An 18121-nucleotide genomic window follows, 5' to 3' on the forward strand; every position below is an offset into this window, starting at 1 on the left:
AGGCGTGATCGATATCAACGAGTCCGTGATGCGGTTCCTTCTGGCGTTCCTCGTCGTCGGGCCGCTCCTCGGCGCCGTCGCCGCCCTCCTGCCCGCACCGCCGGGACTGAAGGGGAAGTCACCCGAGCAGGCCGTACTGCGGCACGGCGTGACCGTGACCGGCGTGATCCTCGCCGCCGCGGTCGTCCTCGCGCTCGGCTTCGACCACAGCCACCCCTCGAAGATGCAGGCCACGACCGACATCAGCTGGATCCCCGCACTCGATGTGCGCATCCACCTCGGCATCGACGGCATCTCCCTCCCCCTTCTGGTCCTGACCGCGCTGCTGACCTTCCTCTGCGCGCTCTACTCGTACTTCAAGATGCCCGCGGGCCCGTCCCCGAAGGCGTTCGTCGCGCTGCTGCTCGTCCTGGAGTCCGGCACCCTCGCCACCTTCGCCGTCCTCGACCTGCTGCTGTTCTTCCTCGCCTTCGAGACCGTCCTGATCCCGATGTACTTCCTCATCGCCCGCTGGGGCGGCGAGGACAGGGCCAGGGCCGCCTGGCGGTTCATCCTCTACACCCTGCTCGGCTCGGTCGTCATGCTGCTCGGCCTGCTCCTGATCGGAATCAAGGCGGGCACATTCGACATGGTGACACTCGCCACTGACAACGGCCGGTCGCTCACCTCGTCCGTGCAGGTCATCGCCGTTCTGGCGATCGGTCTTGGGCTCGCCGTCAAGACACCGATGTGGCCGCTGCACAGCTGGCTCCCGGACGCCCACACCGCCGCTCCGACCGTCGGCTCGGTCCTGCTGGCCAGTGTCATGCTCAAGATGGGCACGTACGGTTTCGTGCGCATCCTGCTGCCGGTCGCGCCGGACGGGTTCCACGCCTTCGCGCCCTACCTCGCCGCCCTCGCCGTCGTCGGGATCATCTACGGATCCCTGGCCTGCCTTGCCCTCGCCCAGCGGGGCGCGAAGGGCGACCTCAAGCGGCTCATCGCCTACTCCTCCGTCGGCCACATGGGCTTCGTCCTGCTCGGCATCGCCTCCATGACCCCGACCGGCGTGAACGGCGCGCTGTTCGCGAACATCGCCCACGGCCTCATCACCGGCCTGCTGTTCTTCCTGGTCGGCGCCCTCAAGGACCGCACCGGCAGCACCGACCTCGACACCCTCGCCGAGGAGACGGGCGCCGCCCTCTACGGAAAGGCCCCGCGCCTCGGCGGCCTCCTAGCCTTCGCCGCCGTCGCCTCGCTCGGCCTGCCGGGGCTGGCCGGGTTCTGGGGCGAGATGCTCGCCCTGTTCGGCGCCTTCGACCCGGCCCCCGACCTCAGCCGCCCCGCCTTCCTCACCTTCACCGCGATCGCGGCCTTCGGGACCCTCCTCACGGCCGCCTACATGCTCGTCGTGGTCCGCCGCGTCTGCATGGGCCCGACGTCCCAGGAAGCGCCACGCCTCACCGACGTGCGCGGCTACGAGTTCGCGGCCTGGACCCCGCTCGTCGTCCTCACCGTCGTCGCCGGGCTCTGGCCCAAGGCCCTGCTCGGGCTGACCGACCCGGCCGTGCAGCAGCTCTTCGCAGGAGGCAACCGATGAGCAGCCTGGCCCAGCCGGCGGCCGCGAACCTGGTCCAGTCCGTCGACTGGCTCGCGATCGCGCCGCCCACCCTCGCGGCCCTCGTCGCGCTCGCCGTCCTCGTCGCCGACCTGTTCCTGGCCGAGCACCGCAAGGCGCTCCTCGGCTGGGTCGCGGTCGCCGGACTCGCCGCCTCCGCGCTCCTGCTGCTGCCCCTCCTCGACGGCGACCGCGCCACCTTCTGCCTCGCCGGTGACGCCGACGTGTGCAGCTACAGCGCCGACCGCTTCACCCTCGTCGTCCAGTTCCTGGTCCTCGGCGGCGCGCTCCTGACCGCCCTCCTGTCCGTCACCGCGCTCAAGGACGCCGACCGACGACTTCCCGAAGGGGAGTACTGGTTCCTGCTGCTGTCCTCCGCTGCGGGCGCCGCCCTCCTGCCCGCCGCCCGCGACCTCGCCACCCTGATCGTCGCCCTGGAGGTCGCCTCCCTGCCCGCCTTCGCCCTCGTCGGCATCCGGCACGGCGACAGGAAGTCATCCGAAGCGGCCCTGAAGTTCTTCCTGTCGTCGGTCACCGCGACCGCCGTCAGCCTCATGGGCGTCAGCTTCGTGTACGCCTGCACCGGCACCCTGTACCTCACCCAGGTCGCCGACCGCATCCAGCACGTCGACGGCCAGTTCCACACGCTCGCCCAGACGGGCGTGGTCCTCACCCTCGTCGGCTTCGCCTTCAAGACCGCCGCCGTGCCCTTCCACTTCTGGGTGCCCGACACCTACGTGGGAGCGCCCCTGCCGATCGCCGCCTACCTGTCGGTCGTCGGCAAGGCGGTCGGCTTCACCGGGCTCATCCTCGTCACCGTCGTCGCCTTCCCCTCGTACGCCGACGTGTGGGGTCCTGCGCTCGCCGTCCTGGCCGCCCTCACCATGACCGTCGGCAACGTCGGCGCCCTCCGCCAGCGCGCCACGCGCGCGTACAGCGCGGTACGGCTGCTCGCCTGGTCCTCGGTCGGACAGGCCGGCTACCTTCTCGTCCCGATCGCCGCGGCCGGCTACTCGGACGACCCCCGGCGCACGATCGGCTCCACGCTCGCGTACGCCCTGATGTACGCGGCCGTGAACCTCGGCGCGTTCGCCGTGGCCGCTCTGGTGGGCCGCACGCACTCCGCGAACCGCCTCGCCGACTACCGCGGCCTCAGCGCCACCAACCCCCTCGCCGCGCTCCTCATGGCGTTCTTCCTGCTCTGCCTCGCCGGCCTGCCGCCGGGCGTGATCGGACTGTTCGCGAAGGTCACCGTGTTCTCGGCGGCCGTCGACGCGGGCCTCGGCTGGCTCGCCGTCGTCATGGCCGTCAACGTCGTGATCGCGCTGTACTACTACCTCCAGTGGGCGGCACTGCTGTTCCGCGCCCCCGAGGGCGACCCCGTGCGGCACCGCCTTCCGGCCCCCGTCACCGCGGCCGTCACCCTCACCGGCGCCCTCGGCATCGCCCTCTCCGGAGCCCCTCAGCTGGTCCTGCGCCTCGCCGGCACGACCCTGTTCTGAGCCCGCCCGCACGGCCGTCGCGAGCCCGGCGCACGCCTCTCCACGGACCGCCCGCGCGCCCCTCCGGAGAGGCGCGCGGCGGGCCCGACCCCACCGTGAACAGGGACCTCACCCGGACGGCCCACGCATCCGGCCGTCCGCACCAGGGAACTCGTGACCTTCGCCTGGCGTTGACCAGTACGGGAGGGTCCACTGGACGTGACACCACGGCACCGGTGGCATCGGAGACAGCGAGCAAGACCAGAGCAAGCAAAGGGTTCCCCTGCTGCACGACTTGGAGGGCGTACCGTGCACCGCCGGCACAACGGGCTAAGGACAGCGATCCTCCTCGGAGGACTGTCCGCACTCATCATCGTCATCGGCAGCTTCTTCGGCCGCACCGGCCTCGTCGTGGCGGTCCTGGTGGCGCTGGGAACCAACGCCTACGCGTACTGGAACAGCGACAAGCTGGCGCTACGCGCGATGCGCGCCCGCCCGGTGAGCGAGTTCGAGGCGCCGGCCCTCTACCGGATGGTCCGTGAACTCTCCACACAGGCCCGCCAGCCCATGCCCCGCCTCTACATCTCCCCGACCGAGGCGCCGAACGCCTTCGCGACCGGCCGCAACCCGCGCAACGCCGCCGTCTGCTGCACCGAGGGGATCATGCGCATCCTCGACGAACGGGAGCTGCGCGGCGTCATCGGCCATGAGCTGAGCCACGTCTACAACCGCGACATCCTCATCTCGTCGGTCGCCGGCGCCCTCGCCTCCGTGATCATGTTCCTGGTCAACTTCGCCTGGCTGATCCCTATCGGCCGTTCCAACGACGACGACGGCCCCGGCATCTTCGGCATGCTGATGATCATGATCCTGGGGCCGCTCGCCGCCAGCGTCATCCAACTCGCCATCAGCCGCTCCCGGGAGTACGAGGCGGATGCCTCCGGGGCGCAGCTGACCGGCGACCCCCTCGCGCTCGCCAGTGCCCTGCGCAAGCTCGAAGCGGGCACCAAGCAGCTCCCGTTGCCGCCCGAGCCGCGGATCGAGACCGCGAGCCACATGATGATCGCGAACCCCTTCCGCCCCGGGCAGGGCCTCTCCAAGATGTTCTCGACACACCCGCCGATGGCGGAACGCATCGCCCGGCTAGAGAAGATGGCAGGTCGCCCGCAGTGAAAACCATCCTGAACGTCATCTGGCTCGTGCTGAGCGGCTTCTGGCTCTTCCTCGGCTACCTCGTCGCGGGACTGCTGCTCTGCGTCACGATCATCGGCATCCCGTTCGGCATCGCCGCCTTCCGTATCGGCGTCTACGCCCTGTGGCCCTTCGGGTACACCACCGTCGAGCGCCGCGACGCGGGCGCGCCGTCCTGTGTCGGCAACGTCCTGTGGCTGGTCCTCGCCGGCTGGTGGCTGGCGCTCGCGCACATCGTGACCGGCCTCGCCATGTGCGTCACGATCATCGGCATCCCGTTCGGCATCGCCAACTTCAAGCTCATCCCCGTCTCGCTGTTCCCGCTCGGCCGCGAGATCGTGCCGACGGACCAGCCGTTCGCGGCACGCTGACCGACGCCGCTCCCGGCGTCCCTGGCGTCCCTGCTGTTCCTGGCGTTCCCACGCGGGAGGGCCGACCCGCGCCCGCCCAGGTGTTCGAGTCAGGACGGTTGTCCACAGGCCGGCCCGATTGTCAGTGCCGGCCTGCATCATGAACTCATGACCGCGAACGAGCAGTTGCTGGCACGGGTGGCCGCCAAGGCCCGCACCACCCGTCCCTGGGGCTGGCCCTCCCTCCCCGAGCCGGTCGACGCCCCCACGGTGGCCCGCGCCGAGGCCGCCCTCGGCTTCGCCCTGCCCCCGCTGCTCGCCGACCTGTACCTGCGCATAGGCGACGGCGGATTCGGCCCCGAGTACGGTCTGCTGCCGCTCCTCGACAGCCCGCCGGCCGGCGAGCCCGCCGTCGTCACCCAGTACCTCGCCAACCGCGAGAGCGCCCGCAAGGACCCCGACCGACCGTGGCCCGAGGAGGTCCTGCCGATATCCCACTGGGGCTGCGCGATGTACGCGTGCGTGGACTGCCGCACCCCGGAGGCGACGGTCCTGCTGCACGAACCGAACGCCGTTGCCGCCCGGGACGCCTGGTACGTCGACGCGCCGTCCCTGGCGGAGTGGCTCCACGCCTGGCTCGACCGCACGGGCTGGTACGAGGAGGAGAACGAGGGCATGGAGATGGCGCCCTGGGCGGACTTCCCCACCCGCGTGGCGGCCTCACGCGCCTCCTGAACGGCCCGCGGGCCAGGACGTCACGGAGTCCCGGCCCGGCCGCGCCGCGCGACCCCCGGAACCGCGCCGGGACACCGTGGCGTCCTCGACATCAGCACGGCACGAACGTCACCAGGCATGAACAGACGTGCGGTGAGCAGGAGACCGGTACGCACAGGCACGGCACACAGCGCGTGACGCACAGCGGGCCCGGAGCGGCAGAACAGCACCGGGACAGCGTGGACACAGCACGGAGAGGCAAGGTCACGGCATGACGATCATCGGCTGGATCATTCTGGGGCTGTTGGCCGGGGCCATCGCCAAGTTCCTGCTGCCGGGACGCGACCCGGGCGGCTTCATCGGCACGACCCTCATCGGCATCGCGGGCGCGTTCATCGGCGGCTGGATATCGTCCCGCTGGCTGGACCACCCGATCAGCAAGGACTTCTACGACGGCGCGACCTGGGCCGCGGCGATCGGAGGCTCACTCGTCCTCCTGATCATCTACCGACTCCTCTTCGGCAACTCCCGCAGCGCACGGCGCTGAGGCGGCTGAGGCCACGGAAGCGGTCCGGAGCGGCGGAGGCGCTCCAGACCGGCAGAAGTGCTTCGGACCGGAGGAAGTGCTCCGGAGCGGCGGAGACGGCGGGAGCGGCGGAGACGGCGGGAGCGGCGGAGGCGGTCGGCACGGGCCGAAGCCGCCGGAAGCACGACGGCGACTGACGAGAAGGGTGGGCGCCCTCAAGGGGCACCCACCCTCCGCCTTCGTCGGGACGACTCACGACGGCCGTGACGCGCCGGGAACCTCAGCAGCTCACCGGTAGTTCACGAACTGGAGCGCGAAGTCGAAGTCCTTGCCCTTCAGGAGAGCGATGATCACCTGGAGGTCGTCACGGCTCTTCGAGCTGACGCGCAGCTCCTCGCCCTGCACCTGGGCCTTCACGCCCTTCGGACCCTCGTCACGGATGATCTTCGCCACCTTCTTGGCGTTCTCCTGGGAGATGCCCTCCTCGATGGACGCGAAGATCTTGTACTCCTTGCCGGAGAGCTGCGGCTCACCGGCGTCCAGGGCCTTCAGCGAGATACCGCGCTTGACCAGCTTGGACTGGAAGACGTCGAGGATGGCGTTGACCCGGTCCTCGGAGTTCGCCTCCATCAGGATCTTCTCGCCCGACCACGAGATCGAGGCACCCACGCCCTTGAAGTCGTAGCGCTGCGAGATCTCCTTGGCGGCCTGGTTGAGGGCGTTGTCGACCTCCTGCCGCTCGACCTTCGAGACGATGTCGAAACTGGAGTCGGCCATGTCCTGTGGCTCCTTGTATCGGGGTGCGTATGGGATGCGGATCGGCGGGCGTGGGGTGGCCGCCGCGCTCGGCGTGTGCCCGGTCCGCATCCGCCCAAGCCTAGCCACCCCGGGTCGTCCGAGCGCAGCTCAATCGGGTGGCGAAGCACCCCTCCGCATCAGGTATCGTTTACGTCGTTGCCAGAGAGCACCGCCGAAAAGCGGCTCGAACGGCAGCAAAACCCGGCGGTGTGCCCGAGCGGCCAAAGGGAGCAGACTGTAAATCTGCCGGCTTCGCCTTCCCAGGTTCGAATCCTGGCGCCGCCACCCTTGGGGAAACCCCTTCTGACTGTGGAAACACAGTTCAGGAGGGGTTTCTTCGTGTCGGACCTCGTCGTCCCCGGGCCGCCGGGACCGGCGGCCGCTCATCCTCCCTGGCCGTAGTCCCGCCCTCATCAACCCCGTCCGCATCCGGGTTCCCACCCCCTCCCTACCGCTCCTCCTCGTCCCCTCCGTGGTCCTGGTTTCGTGTGATCAGCCAGGTGCCTCCGACGATCAGCAGTGCGAACGTCGCCAGGCCGGCTCCCTGGGCCGTCAGGAGCCAGAGGCGGTCGGAGAGGGGGAGTTCTCCCGTGAGGGTGATCTGGAGGGAGCCGATGGCGAAGGCGATCGCCGCCGTGAAGATCGCCACGACCTCCACCGTCCGTGTCGAGGACGTGTGCAGGGTCCTCTCCAACCGGGCGTTGGCCGCCGTCTGTTCGGACCACCGGCGCTGCTGGTCCGCGTCGCGCAGCGCCCGCAGCCTGCCCTCCTGGATGGACTCCCGCCGTGTCAGGTACTGGTCCCGGAGCCCGGTCAGGTCCGCCGTCGGGCCTGTCGCCAGCAGTGACAGGGCGGTGTCGATGCTCTCCAGCGCCGCGTCATGCCGTCCGCACAGATGGTGTCCCGCGGCCAGGCGCGCGTGGAACACCTGGTCGTCGGGCCAAGCCCTGACCGCCTCCTCCGCGTGGCGGCGCAACAGCGCGCCCTGGCCCTCGAAAGGCGCGGCGAACGCGATGCCGTGCAGGCAGATGTCCAGCGTCTGACGGGTCCGGTCAGGCGCGGACCAGGCGCGTTCCAGAAGGCCGCAGGCGTGCGCGACGGTCAGGGCGCGGCTGCCGAACGCGGCGAACGCCTGGAGCGCCACATAGACGGGCTCCGCGCGGAGCGAGCCGACCGCGCCGGCCGAGGGGGAGTGGGTCAGGAAGGCGTACAGGTCGTCGAAGCGGAAGTTCGCCCGCAACTTGCCCGCGTGGTACAGCGCGACGAAGTAGGCGACGCGTTCGTCGCCGGGGCCCGCCGCTGCCTCTCCCATCGCCTCGGCCGTCCGCTCGTCCGACTCCGTGTCGGCCCGGTCGAGGAAGCCGTTGCCGAGGGCCCACCGCTCCGCGACCTCGCCCCAACTGCCCTTGCGCACATGGTCCGACATCCAGCGCGCGCACGCGACGGCTGTCCGCGCCGTCGGCCGGTCCTGGAACCGGCGGCGCCAATAGCGGTCGGCGCAGAGGAAGTACGGGTCGTCGACCGGGTCCGCGGTCCGCACATCGAACGACGGGACGGTTCCCGCCGCCAGGAACGCGGCGGAGACCTCGTCGCAGATCAGGGAGCGCCCCCGCTGGTCGGCCTCGCGAGCCTCCTCCAACCGCGCGGCGACCGTCGCCGTGTCCATGCGCCCTCCACCGTCCGGCATGTCGATGATCAACAACTCGAACATACCTGCCAGGGGCGGGAGTTGGAGAAGGGCAGGTGGAGGGCCGGTGAGCGGGTCTTTTCCGGCGGCGCACCGGACCCCGCGCGACGCGCCGCGCCGGCCGCCGGGGCACACTGAACCCATGTCCACTCCGCGCAGACGCTGCCCCGAATGCCGGCGCGAGATCGCCGTCGTCGCCGGTCGCTTCGCCCGACACGATCCGCCCGGCACCCGTGGCAACGGGGAGTTCGTCTCCTGCCCCGGCTCCCGTCGGCAGGCGCACCTCGGCGCCGCCCAGCCGTCGTTGGACGGCTACGTGCTGCCGGACTTCCCTGGGCAGATGTCCCTGTTCTGAGTTCTTCGTCCCGCCGAACGCGTCGGCACGCGCGCGGGGTTGCCTGCGGTGCCGCGGTGGTCCGGGGTCAGTTCCCCGCCACCGACTTCACCGCGACCGACACCGGTGCCGACCCGCTGATCAGTTCCAACGTCAGACCCGCTGTCGCCCCCGTGTCCAGCAGTTCCGCGATCACCGCGGCCACGTCGTCCCGGGGGACCGGGCCGCGGCCCGTGTGGGCCTCCAGGCGGACGAGACCGGTGCCGGCGTCGTTCGTCAGCATCCCGGGACGCAGGATCGTCCAGTCCAGCCCGTCCAGGCCGCGCACATAGGCGTCCGCCTCGCCCTTCGCGCGCTGGTACGCGTCGAAGATGTCGTCGCCCTGGTGCGCGGGGTCCGCGCCCATCGACGAGACGACCACGTGCCGGCGTACGCCCGCGCGGACCGCCGCGTCCGCGAAGAGGACCGCCGCCCCCTTGTCCACCGTCTCCTTGCGGGCCGCCCCGCTGCCCGGCCCCGCGCCGGCCGCGAACACCGCGGCGTCCGCGCCCCGTAGGACCTCCGCGACCTCCTCGACCGAGGCCGACTCCAGATCCAGTACGACTGGTTCGGCGCCGGCCTCCCGCAGGTCGTCGCCCTGCTCGGGGCGGCGGATGATCCCCGCGACCTCGTCCCCGCGCGCGGCGAGCAACCGCTCGAGCCGCAACGCGATCTGACCATGACCACCAGCGATGACAATGCGCATGTCTTCGACCGTACGCCCCGCCCGCCCCATCCGCCGCACGTCCCGGGGGCGGCCACAGGGGCGGACGGGAGCGAGGGGGAGGCAGAGACGGAGGAGGTCCCGGGGGCGCGAGGTGTGATGCGTGAGGCACGGGGTGCGGAGGGCCTCACGACGGTTCGCTGCGGCCCTGGCGTGGGAGGCCCAGCTCTGTCGCCGCCGCCGAGGTGCAGTACTCCCGTACCGCGCTGGTCCGCGCCACCACGCGCCCCCGGTGCACCACGATGCGGCTGTACGCCAGGGAGAGCGCGCCCGCGAGACCGTCGCCGCGGACGGCGAGGAGCTCCGCGGGGAAACCCGCCTCCACGCGGACCTCGGGGAGGCCGAGCACCGCGCGCGCGGAGGCGCTGATCGCGTCGTAGGCGTCCTCGGGGCGCAGGCCGTGGCGCGAGGCGAGGAGGTAGGCCGCCTCCAGGGGGTCGCCGCGGCCGACGGGGTTCGTCGCGTCGCGCAGGGCGCCGCTGCCGGCGGCGACCCGGACGCCCGCCGCCCGCAGCAGCCGTACCGGGGCGGTGTCGGGGTGCTCGGCGGCGCGGCAGCCGCCCTGGGGCAGGCAGACGACCGTCACGCCGGCCGCCGCGAGCTGGTCGGCGGCCCGGGAGGCGACGTCGGACGGCAGCAGGGCGAGGCCGCCGCAGGGGCCGAGGGTGACGCCGGGGCGCAGCCCGCCCGCCATCGCGGCGAGCCGGGCGAGGCGGGCCGGGTCGGCGGCGTCGGTGTGCAGGTCGACCGGGCAGCCGTGCTCGGACGCGACCTCCAGGACTGCCTCCACGTACCCCGTGGGGTCCGGGTCGAGGTCGGGGCAGCCGCCGATCACCGAGGCGCCCATCTTCAGCGCGTCCCGCAGCATCGCGAGCCCGTCCGCGCCCGCCGCGCCGGTCAGCACCCTCGGCATGGCCACCGTCGTCAGCTCGGTCAGGCCGCGCAGCGAACGGCGGGCCTGGAGGACGGCGATCAGCGAGCCGAGGCCCTGGACGTCGCCCACGCGCACGTGCGCGCGTGCGGCGGTCGCGCCGTGGCCGAGTTGCAGCAGCGCGGCCTCCGTGGCGCGGCGCTGGACGTCCTGCGGTTCGTGGGAGGCGGGGCCGTCGGCGGAGAGCGCGGTGTCGCCGTGGGCGTGCGGTTCGGCCGGGGCGGGCAGCAGCAGGTAGCCGGTGAGGTCCACGCGCGCGCCGCAGCCCCTTGCGCCGTCCGCCGCCAGGCTGCCCGCCGTGCCGACCGCCTCGATGCGCCCGCCGCCCAGTCGTACGTCCACGGTCCTGCCGTCGGTCAGCCGCGCTCCGCACAGCAGCAGTCCCGCGGGCTCGCCCTGACCCGAAGGTCCCGAGGGGCCGGACGACCCGGACGACGATGACGAAGACGATGACGACGATGACGACGAGTGGGGTGGCTGCGGTTGGCTGTCCGGCATCGCGCTCCAGAGGCTCGGGGGCTGCGCGGGGGGACGCGCACAAGATCACGGAGAGTGAGTCGAGCCTAGGACGGTGATCCGCTCCCGGCGGGGAGGAGCGCAATAGTCGTACCGGTGTGGTCCGCCGTTCGGGAGGGGGTCATGAGGCCCGTGGGAAGGGCTCGGGACGGGCCGGTACGGGGGCCTCACAACGGATTTGGGCGAACGGCCGCCGACCGTGTAATGTCTTCATCGCTCGCCCCAATAGCTCAGTCGGTAGAGCGTCTCCATGGTAAGGAGAAGGTCTACGGTTCGATTCCGTATTGGGGCTCTGGTGAGAGAGACTCCCGTCGCAAGGCGGGAGTTGATCCCACCGAAGCGGTGTAGCTCAGTCGGTAGAGCAAGCGGCTCATAATCGCTGTGTCACCGGTTCAAGTCCGGTCACCGCTACTGACAGTAGCCGATTGCAGGGTCGGTCCTTCGATCGGCTACTCTTTCATGCGTTAATCATTTCTATCCGTTCGTCAAGGAGCACTTCACGTGGCTGCCACCGACGTCCGCCCGAAGATCACGCTGGCCTGCGTGGAGTGCAAGGAGCGGAACTACATCACCAAGAAGAACCGGCGTAACAACCCGGATCGTCTTGAAATGAAGAAGCACTGCCCGCGTTGCAACGCGCACACCGCGCACCGCGAAACGCGATAAATCAGGCTCGTACACGAGGCCGCCCCCGTAGTCGGGGGGCGGCCTCGTGTCGTTCCGGAACCGGTTACCGACGGGTCGCCGGGAGCGGACCAGGGGATCGATCATCATCGATCGCCGTCGATCAGATGCGGCCACGCGCCATGCGGGCCCGCGGACATCAGGAGGTGCCGGGCCATGGCGCTCGACCAGTCCTTCGTCGGGCGGAGCTATCCGCCCAGCGCCCCCTACGAGGTGGGCCGGGAGAAGATCCGGGAATTCGCGGAGGCGGTCGGCGACGCCAACCCGGCGTACGTGGACCCGGAGGCCGCCGAGGCGCTCGGTCACCCCGATGTGATCGCGCCCCCGACCTTTGTGTTCTCGATCACCTACAAGGCCGCGGCCGTGGTCATCGAGGACCCGCAGCTCGGGCTCGACTACAGCCGGGTGGTGCACGGCGACCAGAAGTTCGCCTACCGGCGCCCGGTGCGGGCCGGTGACCGGCTCACCGTCACCTCCACCATCGAGGCCGTCAAGTCCATGGCGGGCAACGACATCCTGGACATCCGCGGCGAGGTCCACGACGAGGCCGGCGAGCACGTCGTGACCGCCTGGACCAAGCTCGTCGCGCGCGCGGCAGAGGAGGCGTGAGGCAGCCATGACGGCGAAGATCGCTTACGACGACGTCGAGGTCGGCACCGAACTCCCCGCCGGGACCTTTCCCGTGACGCGGGCCGCCCTCGTGCGGTACGCGGGCGCGTCCGGGGACTTCAACCCGATCCACTGGAACGAGAAGTTCGCCAAGGAGGTCGGGCTTCCCGACGTGATCGCGCACGGCATGTTCACCATGGCCGAGGCGATCCGCGTCGTCACCGACTGGACCGGCGACCCGGCCGCGGTCGTCGAGTACGGCGTCCGCTTCACCAAGCCCGTCGTCGTGCCCAACGACGACGAGGGCGCCGTCATCGAGGTCAGCGGCAAGGTCGCGGCCAAGCTCGACGACCGGACCGTCCGCGTCGACCTCCTCGCCACCAGCGGCGGCCAGAAGGTGCTCGGGATGTCCCGGGCGGTCGTGCGACTGGACTGACCGGGCTGACTGGCCTGACCCGCCTCACCCGCCTGACCCGCCTGACCCGCCTGACCCGCCTGACCGGCGGCTGCCGCCGGCCGGGCGGCCCCGGGCGCTGTTCTCCGGCTTCGGGTTCGGCTCGGGTTCGGGTGTCCGGCTTCGGGTTCGGCTTCGGGTAAGGGGTGCTCGCCATTGCGAGCGCCCCTTACCCGATCGCCTTCCGCCTCGGACGCCCCTTCGTGCCGCCCCCGCCTCGGACGCCCCCTCGCGCCGCTCCGCGGAAGCCCTTCGTGATCGCCTCCCACCCCGTGATACCTCCCCTTGACGTAGTTAGTGAGTGAGTACTAATTTTCTCGCATGGTCAGGATGAGCGCCGAAGAGAGGCGTGAGAGCGTCATCCGCGCGGCGACCACCGAGTTCGCCCGCGGTGGGTACTACGGCACGTCGACCGAGGCGATCGCCAAGCGGGTCGGGGTCTCGCAGCCCTATCTCTTCCGTCTCTTCCCCGGCAAGAAGGCGCTCTTCCTCGCGGTGGTCCAGCGGTGCATGGACGACCTCGTGCAGCTCTTCGAGGAGGCGGGCGAAGGGCTGGAGGGTGAAGAGGCGCACCACGAGATCGGCAACGCCTACACCAGGGTCATCAGCGAGCGGCCCGAACAACTGCTCATGCAGATGCAGATGTACGTCGCGGTCGCCGCCGCCGAGCAGGCGGGCGACCGGGAGCTGGGCGAGGCCGTGCGGAGCGGGTGGATGCGCCTGTGGGACACCGTGCACCTGCCGCTCGGCGCCGAGGTCGAGGAGACGACGACCTTCATGGCGTACGGCATGCTCATCAACTGCCTGGTCGCCATGGGGTTCCCGCCCGATCACCGGGTCTGGGAGGGGCTGTCGCCCGCGGCGCTGACCGACCGGGGCAAGCGGAAGCCGTGACGGACGTCCTGACGTGACCGCGACGGCGGACGGGTCGGGCGCGGGAGGCGGCGGGACGGTAAGGCGCGGCGCGGTACGGAACCGGGAAGGCGGCGGTGTGGCCGCCGTTCCCTGTCCAGGAAAGTTAGTCATCAATTACTAACCGAACGCTCTCTGGGGGAGAGATGTCAGAGCAGACCGCACATCGCGGGGGAACCGTCTGGGCCCTCGTCATCACCAGCGTCGCCGGATTCATGGCGGCCCTCGACAACCTCGTCGTCACCACCGCGCTGCCCTCCATCCGCGAGGACCTGGGCGGCGCGCTGGACGACCTGGAATGGACCGTGAGCGCCTACACGCTCACCTTCGCCGTGCTGCTGATGTTCGGCGCGGCCCTCGGCGACCGCTTCGGGCGCCGCCGGATGCTCCTGGTCGGACTCACTGTCTTCACCGGCGCGTCCGCCGCCGCGGCCCTGTCCTCCGGCATCGACGGCCTGATCGCCGCCCGCGCGGTCCAGGGCGTCGGCGCGGCCATCATGATGCCGCTGACGCTCACCCTGCTGACGGCCGCCGTGCCGGTCGCCAAGCGCGGGATGGCGTACGGCATCTGGGGCGCCGTCAACGGCCTCGCGGTCGCCTCGGGACCCCTCATCGGCGGCAGCCTCACCGAGCACATCTCCTGGCACTGGATCTTCTGGCTGAACGTCCCGCTCGGCCTCGCCCTGCTGCCGCTCGCCCGGCTGCGCCTCGCCGAGTCGTTCGGCACCGGGGCACCGCTCGACGTCCCCGGCACCCTGCTCGCCAGCGGCGGCCTCTTCGGTGTCCTCTACGGCCTGGTGCGCGGCCCCGTCGTCGGCTGGACCGGGTCCCTGGTGCTGACCGGCCTGATCGCGGGCGGCGCCCTGCTCGTCGCCTTCGTCGGCTACAGCGTCCGCGCCAAGAACCCGATGCTCCCCATGCGGCTGTTCCGCTCCCGCGCCTTCTCCGGCATCAACGCGGCGAGCCTGCTGATGTTCCTCGGCATGTTCGGGTCGATCTTCCTGCTCAGCCAGTACATGCAGGGCGTGCTCGGCTACTCGCCCACCGAGGCGGGGCTGCGGATGCTGCCCTGGACCGGCATGCCCATGCTCGTCGCGCCGATCGCCGGGATCCTCTCCGACCGCGTCGGCGGCCGGCCCGTGGTCGCCGTCGGCCTCTTCCTCCAGGCCGTCGGCCTCGGCTGGATGGCCGCCGTGGTCACCGCCGACGCGAGCTACGCCAGCCAACTGCCCGCCCTGATCGTCAGCGGCGTCGGCATGGGGCTGTTCTTCGCCCCCGCGGCCAACCTGGTCATGTCCAGTGTCCTGCCCACCGAACAGGGCATCGCGTCCGGCGCCAACAACGCCCTGCGCGAGGTCGGCGGCGCCCTCGGCATCGCCGTCATGGCGTCGATCTTCTCCGCCCAGGGCGGCTATGAGTCCGGGCAGACCTTCGTGGACGGCCTCAAGCCGGCGCTGGTCACCGGCTCCGCGATCGTCGTCCTCGCCGCGGTGGCCGCCCTGCTGATCCCGGTCACGGGCGGCGCCGCCCGGGTCGAGCGGGCCGGGAGCCCGGACGGCCGGGCGGAACCCTCGCTGGAGAAGGCCGCCTCCTGACCGGCGGGCAACGGCACGCGCGCGTACGGCCCCGCACCCTCCCGCGGGGCCGTACGCGCGCGTGGCCGCGCCCCCGGGCGGGCCAGGCGCCGCTGTCAGTGGCGTCTCGTAGTCTTGGGCGCGTGCAGGAACTCCACGATGCCCCCCTCGCCCCGCTGACCACCTTCCGGCTGGGCGGTCCCGCCGACCGGCTGGTCACCGCGACGAGCGACGACGAGGTGATCGCCGCCGTCCGCGAGGCCGACGACAGCGGCACCCCGCTGCTCCTGATCGGCGGCGGGTCGAACCTCGTCGTCGGCGACAAGGGCTTCGCGGGCACCGCCCTGGTCGTCGCCACCCGGGGCTTCACCCTGGACGGCACCCTGCTCGAGCTGGCCGCGGGCGAGGTGTGGTCCGACGCCGTCGCCCGCACCGTCGAGGCCGGGCTCGCCGGTGTCGAGTGCCTGGCGGGCATCCCCGGCTCGGCGGGCGCGACACCGATCCAGAACGTGGGGGCGTACGGCCAGGAGGTCTCCTCGACGATCACCGAGGTGGTCGCCTACGACCGCACCACCCGCGAGCGGGTCACCCTGACGAACGAACAGTGCGCGTTCTCCTACCGGCACAGCCGCTTCAAGGCCGACCCCGAGCGGTACGTCGTGCTGCGGGTCCGGTACCGCCTCGAGGACGCGGGCGGTCTGTCCGCGCCCCTCAAGTACGCCGAGACGGCAAGGGCGTTGGGGGTGGAGCCGGGCGACCGCGTCCCGCTCGACGCCGCCCGCGACACGGTGCTGAAGCTGCGGGCCGGGAAGGGCATGGTGCTCGACCCCGAGGACCACGACACCTGGTCGGCCGGCTCCTTCTTCACCAACCCGATCCTCACCGACACCGCCTTTGCCGCGTTCCACGCGCGCGTACGGGAGCGCCTCGGAGACGGCGTGCTGCCGCCGGCGTACCCGGCGGGGGAGGGGCACACCAAGACCTCGGCGGCCTGGCTGATCGACAAGGCCGGCTTCGCCAAGGGCTACGGCACCGGGCCCGCCCGCATCTCCACCAAGCACACCCTCGCCCTCACCAACCGGGGCGCGGCCACCACCGAGGACCTCCTCGCGCTCGCCCGCGAGGTCGTCGCGGGCGTCCACGAGGCGTTCGGCGTCACCCTCGTCAACGAACCGGTGACGGTCGGCGTCAGCCTCTGAGGTCCCGCTCGCCGGCGGCCTTCGGACTCCGCTCGGCGGCCTCCGGGGCCCGTCCGGCGGGGTCAGTACGCCACGCCGACGCCCCGGCCCACCGTCGCTGGTCATCGCCAGCATCGCGTGGGCCACGTCCGCGCGGCCGATGAAGCGGCCCCTGGGCGGGAAACCGCCGACGACCGTGCGGTAGCGGGCGGTCCTGGAGGCGCGGCGGGCGGACCACCGTCCACTCCGTGCCGCTGGCCGCCACCTCCGCCTCCAGCGCGCGCAGATCGGCGTACACGTCCTTCAGGACCGCGGAGACCACCCCGCGCACCGCGCGGTCCAGGACGCCCTCGCCGCTCTCCGGGGCCGGGCCGATCGGGCCCGCCGTCACCACCAGCAGCCGCCGCGTCCCCTCGTCCGCCATGGCCGTGAGCACCGTGCGCGTCAGCCGGGTCGCGGCCCCCGCCTCCGCGCGGCTGCGGGCGCCGAGGCCGGAGAGGACCGCGTCCCGGCCCGCGACGGCCGGGCGCACCGCGGCCGGGTCGGTGAGGTCCGCGCGGACCACGTCGAGACGGTCGCCCGTCACCGGCAGCCGCGCGGGGTCCCGCACCACCGCGGTGACCGTGTGGCCGGCGTCCAGGGCCTGGCGGACGATCTCCTGGCCGATGCCGCCGGTGGCGCCGAAGACGGTGAGGTTCATGGGGGCTCCTGTGGTGGGTGGGGGCTCAGGCCGGTCGGGCCAGCCAGGCGTCCGCCCCGGCCAGCAGCTTCGCCTTGACGTCCTCGGGGGCCGCCGACGCGCGCACCGACTGGCGGGCCAGCTCCGCCAACTGCGCGTCCGTGAAGGCGTGGTGGCGGCGGGCGATCTCGTACTGGGCGGCCAGCCGGGAGCCGAAGAGGAGCGGGTCGTCCGCGCCGAGGGCCAGCGGGACACCCGCGTCGAACAGGGTGCGCAGCGGCACGTCCTCGGGCTTCTCGTAGACGCCGAGGGCGACGTTCGACGCCGGGCAGACCTCGCAGGTCACGTTCCGGTCGGCCAGCCGCTTCAGCAGCCGCGGGTCCTCGGCGGCCCGCACGCCGTGGCCGATCCTGGCCGCGTGCAGATCGTCGAGGCAGTCGCGCACCGACGCGGGGCCTGTCAGCTCGCCGCCGTGCGGGGCCGACAGCAGGCCGCCCTCCCGGGCGATGTGGAAGGCGCGGTCGAAGTCCCGTGCCATGCCGCGCCGTTCGTCGTTCGACAGGCCGAAGCCGACCACGCCCTGGTCGGCGTAGCGCACCGCGAGCCTGGCCAGCGTACGTGCCTCGAGCGGGTGCTTCATCCGGTTCGCGGCGACCAGCACCCGCATCCCGAGCCCGGTCTCCCGCGACGTCGTCGCGACCGCGTCCAGGATGATCTCCAGCGCCGGGATCAGCCCGCCCAGACGGGGGGCGTACGAGGTCGGGTCGACCTGGATCTCCAGCCACCCCGAGCCGTCCTTGACGTCCTCCTCGGCGGCCTCGCGCACCAGCCGTCCGATGTCCTCGGGCTCGCGCACACAGGACCGGGCGGCGTCGTACAGGCGCTGGAAGCGGAACCAGCCCCGTTCGTCGGTGGCCCGCAGCCGCGGCGGTTCCCCGCCGGTCAGCGCCTCGGTGAGGGCGTCGGGCAGCCGGACGCCGTACTTGTCGGCCAGTTCGAGGACGGTGCCGGGCCGCATCGAACCGGTGAAGTGCAGATGCAGATGGGCCTTCGGCAGCTCAGAGACATCACGTACACGCTCCATCCCAAGATCCTGCCGCACCCGCGGGCCCTCCCGGTACCCGATTCCCCGGACGTGGTCCG

The 18121-nt window shown here is 71.8% G+C and carries 18 protein-coding genes, 3 tRNA genes and 1 pseudogene; 16 read left to right on the top strand and 6 right to left on the bottom strand.

Annotated features, from left to right (window positions below; genetic code table 11):
• The first annotated feature begins 4 nt into the window (after positions 1-4).
• The 6 genes from DDJ31_RS22710 (at position 5) to DDJ31_RS22735 (ending at position 5880) form a co-directional block, all read left to right on the top strand.
• Positions 5-1579 (top strand): complex I subunit 4 family protein, encoded by a 1575-nt coding sequence (locus tag DDJ31_RS22710; RefSeq protein ID WP_127178514.1) that lies wholly within the window; start codon positions 5-7, stop codon positions 1577-1579.
• Entirely contained in the window at positions 1576-3099 is a 1524-nt protein-coding gene (locus DDJ31_RS22715) for an NADH-quinone oxidoreductase subunit N (RefSeq protein ID WP_127178513.1), read from the top strand. The genes DDJ31_RS22710 and DDJ31_RS22715 overlap by 4 nt, the downstream gene beginning before the upstream one ends.
• A 288-nt stretch (positions 3100-3387) precedes the next feature.
• Positions 3388-4251: a zinc metalloprotease HtpX gene (gene htpX, locus DDJ31_RS22720; RefSeq protein ID WP_127178512.1), complete on the top strand. Its 864-nt coding sequence runs from the start codon at positions 3388-3390 to the stop codon at positions 4249-4251.
• The gene (locus DDJ31_RS22725) at positions 4248-4640 is read left to right on the top strand and encodes a YccF domain-containing protein (RefSeq protein WP_127178511.1); all 393 of its coding nucleotides are present in this window, start codon (positions 4248-4250) and stop codon (positions 4638-4640) included. The genes htpX and DDJ31_RS22725 overlap by 4 nt, the downstream gene beginning before the upstream one ends.
• Before the next feature lie 147 nt (positions 4641-4787).
• Positions 4788-5354 (top strand): SMI1/KNR4 family protein, encoded by a 567-nt coding sequence (locus DDJ31_RS22730; protein ID WP_127178510.1) that lies wholly within the window; start codon positions 4788-4790, stop codon positions 5352-5354.
• A 250-nt stretch (positions 5355-5604) separates the two neighbouring features.
• Positions 5605-5880, top strand: a complete 276-nt coding sequence (locus tag DDJ31_RS22735; protein ID WP_127178509.1) for a GlsB/YeaQ/YmgE family stress response membrane protein — start codon at positions 5605-5607, stop codon at positions 5878-5880.
• A 267-nt stretch (positions 5881-6147) separates the two neighbouring features.
• On the opposite strand, the gene DDJ31_RS22740 is transcribed toward DDJ31_RS22735, so the two are convergent.
• Positions 6148-6636: a YajQ family cyclic di-GMP-binding protein gene (locus DDJ31_RS22740; RefSeq protein ID WP_127178508.1), complete on the bottom strand. Its 489-nt coding sequence runs from the start codon at positions 6634-6636 to the stop codon at positions 6148-6150.
• Positions 6637-6860: 224 nt separating this feature from the next.
• Between DDJ31_RS22740 and DDJ31_RS22745 the strand changes: the two genes are divergently transcribed.
• A tRNA-Tyr gene (locus DDJ31_RS22745) sits at positions 6861-6942 on the top strand.
• Between the two features lie 163 nt (positions 6943-7105).
• Here DDJ31_RS22745 and DDJ31_RS22750 read toward each other — a convergent pair.
• Positions 7106-8323: a hypothetical protein gene (locus DDJ31_RS22750; protein WP_127178507.1), complete on the bottom strand. Its 1218-nt coding sequence runs from the start codon at positions 8321-8323 to the stop codon at positions 7106-7108.
• Between the two features lie 163 nt (positions 8324-8486).
• Between DDJ31_RS22750 and DDJ31_RS22755 the strand changes: the two genes are divergently transcribed.
• Positions 8487-8699 carry a hypothetical protein gene (locus tag DDJ31_RS22755; RefSeq protein ID WP_127178506.1) on the top strand — a complete coding sequence of 71 codons (213 nt, stop codon included), beginning with the start codon at positions 8487-8489 and terminating at the stop codon, positions 8697-8699.
• A 67-nt stretch (positions 8700-8766) separates the two neighbouring features.
• Here DDJ31_RS22755 and DDJ31_RS22760 read toward each other — a convergent pair whose 3' ends face one another.
• Both DDJ31_RS22760 and DDJ31_RS22765 read right to left on the bottom strand, forming a co-directional pair.
• Positions 8767-9423: an SDR family oxidoreductase gene (locus DDJ31_RS22760; RefSeq protein ID WP_127178505.1), complete on the bottom strand. Its 657-nt coding sequence runs from the start codon at positions 9421-9423 to the stop codon at positions 8767-8769.
• Between the two features lie 145 nt (positions 9424-9568).
• Positions 9569-10870, bottom strand: a complete 1302-nt coding sequence (locus DDJ31_RS22765; RefSeq protein ID WP_127178504.1) for a hydrolase — start codon at positions 10868-10870, stop codon at positions 9569-9571.
• A gap of 237 nt (positions 10871-11107) precedes the next feature.
• On the opposite strand from DDJ31_RS22765, the gene DDJ31_RS22770 reads away from it, so the two are divergent.
• The 8 genes from DDJ31_RS22770 (at position 11108) to DDJ31_RS22805 (ending at position 16320) form a co-directional block, all read left to right on the top strand.
• Positions 11108-11180, top strand: a tRNA-Thr gene (locus DDJ31_RS22770).
• Positions 11181-11226: 46 nt separating this feature from the next.
• Positions 11227-11299, top strand: a tRNA-Met gene (locus tag DDJ31_RS22775).
• A gap of 90 nt (positions 11300-11389) precedes the next feature.
• Positions 11390-11554, top strand: a complete 165-nt coding sequence (gene rpmG, locus DDJ31_RS22780) for a 50S ribosomal protein L33 (RefSeq protein WP_003948671.1) — start codon at positions 11390-11392, stop codon at positions 11552-11554.
• Positions 11555-11728: 174 nt separating this feature from the next.
• On the top strand, positions 11729-12181 hold the full coding sequence (locus tag DDJ31_RS22785; protein ID WP_127178503.1) for a MaoC family dehydratase N-terminal domain-containing protein: 453 nt from the start codon (positions 11729-11731) through the stop codon (positions 12179-12181).
• Positions 12182-12188: 7 nt separating this feature from the next.
• Entirely contained in the window at positions 12189-12617 is a 429-nt protein-coding gene (locus DDJ31_RS22790; RefSeq protein ID WP_127178502.1) for a MaoC family dehydratase, read from the top strand.
• A gap of 339 nt (positions 12618-12956) precedes the next feature.
• Positions 12957-13529, top strand: coding sequence for a TetR/AcrR family transcriptional regulator (locus tag DDJ31_RS22795; protein WP_171480887.1), 573 nt, complete (start codon positions 12957-12959; stop codon positions 13527-13529).
• A 164-nt stretch (positions 13530-13693) separates the two neighbouring features.
• A complete protein-coding gene (locus tag DDJ31_RS22800; protein WP_127178500.1) occupies positions 13694-15142 on the top strand; it encodes a DHA2 family efflux MFS transporter permease subunit in 1449 nt (482 codons plus the stop codon).
• A 122-nt stretch (positions 15143-15264) separates the two neighbouring features.
• Positions 15265-16320: a UDP-N-acetylmuramate dehydrogenase gene (locus DDJ31_RS22805; RefSeq protein WP_127178499.1), complete on the top strand. Its 1056-nt coding sequence runs from the start codon at positions 15265-15267 to the stop codon at positions 16318-16320.
• Positions 16321-16382: 62 nt separating this feature from the next.
• On the opposite strand, the pseudogene DDJ31_RS22810 reads toward DDJ31_RS22805, so the two are convergent.
• Together DDJ31_RS22810 and DDJ31_RS22815 are read right to left on the bottom strand one after the other, a co-directional pair.
• Positions 16383-16999, bottom strand: a pseudogene (locus tag DDJ31_RS22810) (NAD(P)-dependent oxidoreductase).
• Between the two features lie 25 nt (positions 17000-17024).
• On the bottom strand, positions 17025-18062 hold the full coding sequence (locus tag DDJ31_RS22815) for an adenosine deaminase (protein WP_127178498.1): 1038 nt from the start codon (positions 18060-18062) through the stop codon (positions 17025-17027).
• Between the last annotated feature and the right edge of the window lie 59 nt (positions 18063-18121).

It is taken from the genome of Streptomyces griseoviridis (assembly GCF_005222485.1).
GTDB lineage: Bacteria > Actinomycetota > Actinomycetes > Streptomycetales > Streptomycetaceae > Streptomyces > Streptomyces hintoniae.

Excerpts from the sequence above, each read along its gene's own strand:
- DDJ31_RS22800 (WP_127178500.1), top strand. The coding sequence starts at position 13,694 with ATGTCAGAGCAGACCGCACATCGCGGGGGAACCGTCTGGGCCCTCGTC.
- DDJ31_RS22750 (WP_127178507.1), bottom strand. The coding sequence starts at position 8,323 with ATGGACACGGCGACGGTCGCCGCGCGGTTGGAGGAGGCTCGCGAGGCC.
- DDJ31_RS22815 (WP_127178498.1), bottom strand. The coding sequence starts at position 18,062 with ATGGAGCGTGTACGTGATGTCTCTGAGCTGCCGAAGGCCCATCTGCAT.
- DDJ31_RS22765 (WP_127178504.1), bottom strand. The coding sequence starts at position 10,870 with ATGCCGGACAGCCAACCGCAGCCACCCCACTCGTCGTCATCGTCGTCA.
- DDJ31_RS22715 (WP_127178513.1), top strand. The coding sequence starts at position 1,576 with ATGAGCAGCCTGGCCCAGCCGGCGGCCGCGAACCTGGTCCAGTCCGTC.
- DDJ31_RS22740 (WP_127178508.1), bottom strand. The coding sequence starts at position 6,636 with ATGGCCGACTCCAGTTTCGACATCGTCTCGAAGGTCGAGCGGCAGGAG.
- DDJ31_RS22790 (WP_127178502.1), top strand. The coding sequence starts at position 12,189 with ATGACGGCGAAGATCGCTTACGACGACGTCGAGGTCGGCACCGAACTC.
- DDJ31_RS22760 (WP_127178505.1), bottom strand. The coding sequence starts at position 9,423 with ATGCGCATTGTCATCGCTGGTGGTCATGGTCAGATCGCGTTGCGGCTC.
- DDJ31_RS22785 (WP_127178503.1), top strand. The coding sequence starts at position 11,729 with ATGGCGCTCGACCAGTCCTTCGTCGGGCGGAGCTATCCGCCCAGCGCC.
- DDJ31_RS22730 (WP_127178510.1), top strand. The coding sequence starts at position 4,788 with ATGACCGCGAACGAGCAGTTGCTGGCACGGGTGGCCGCCAAGGCCCGC.
- DDJ31_RS22795 (WP_171480887.1), top strand. The coding sequence starts at position 12,957 with ATGGTCAGGATGAGCGCCGAAGAGAGGCGTGAGAGCGTCATCCGCGCG.
- DDJ31_RS22735 (WP_127178509.1), top strand. The coding sequence starts at position 5,605 with ATGACGATCATCGGCTGGATCATTCTGGGGCTGTTGGCCGGGGCCATC.
- DDJ31_RS22755 (WP_127178506.1), top strand. The coding sequence starts at position 8,487 with ATGTCCACTCCGCGCAGACGCTGCCCCGAATGCCGGCGCGAGATCGCC.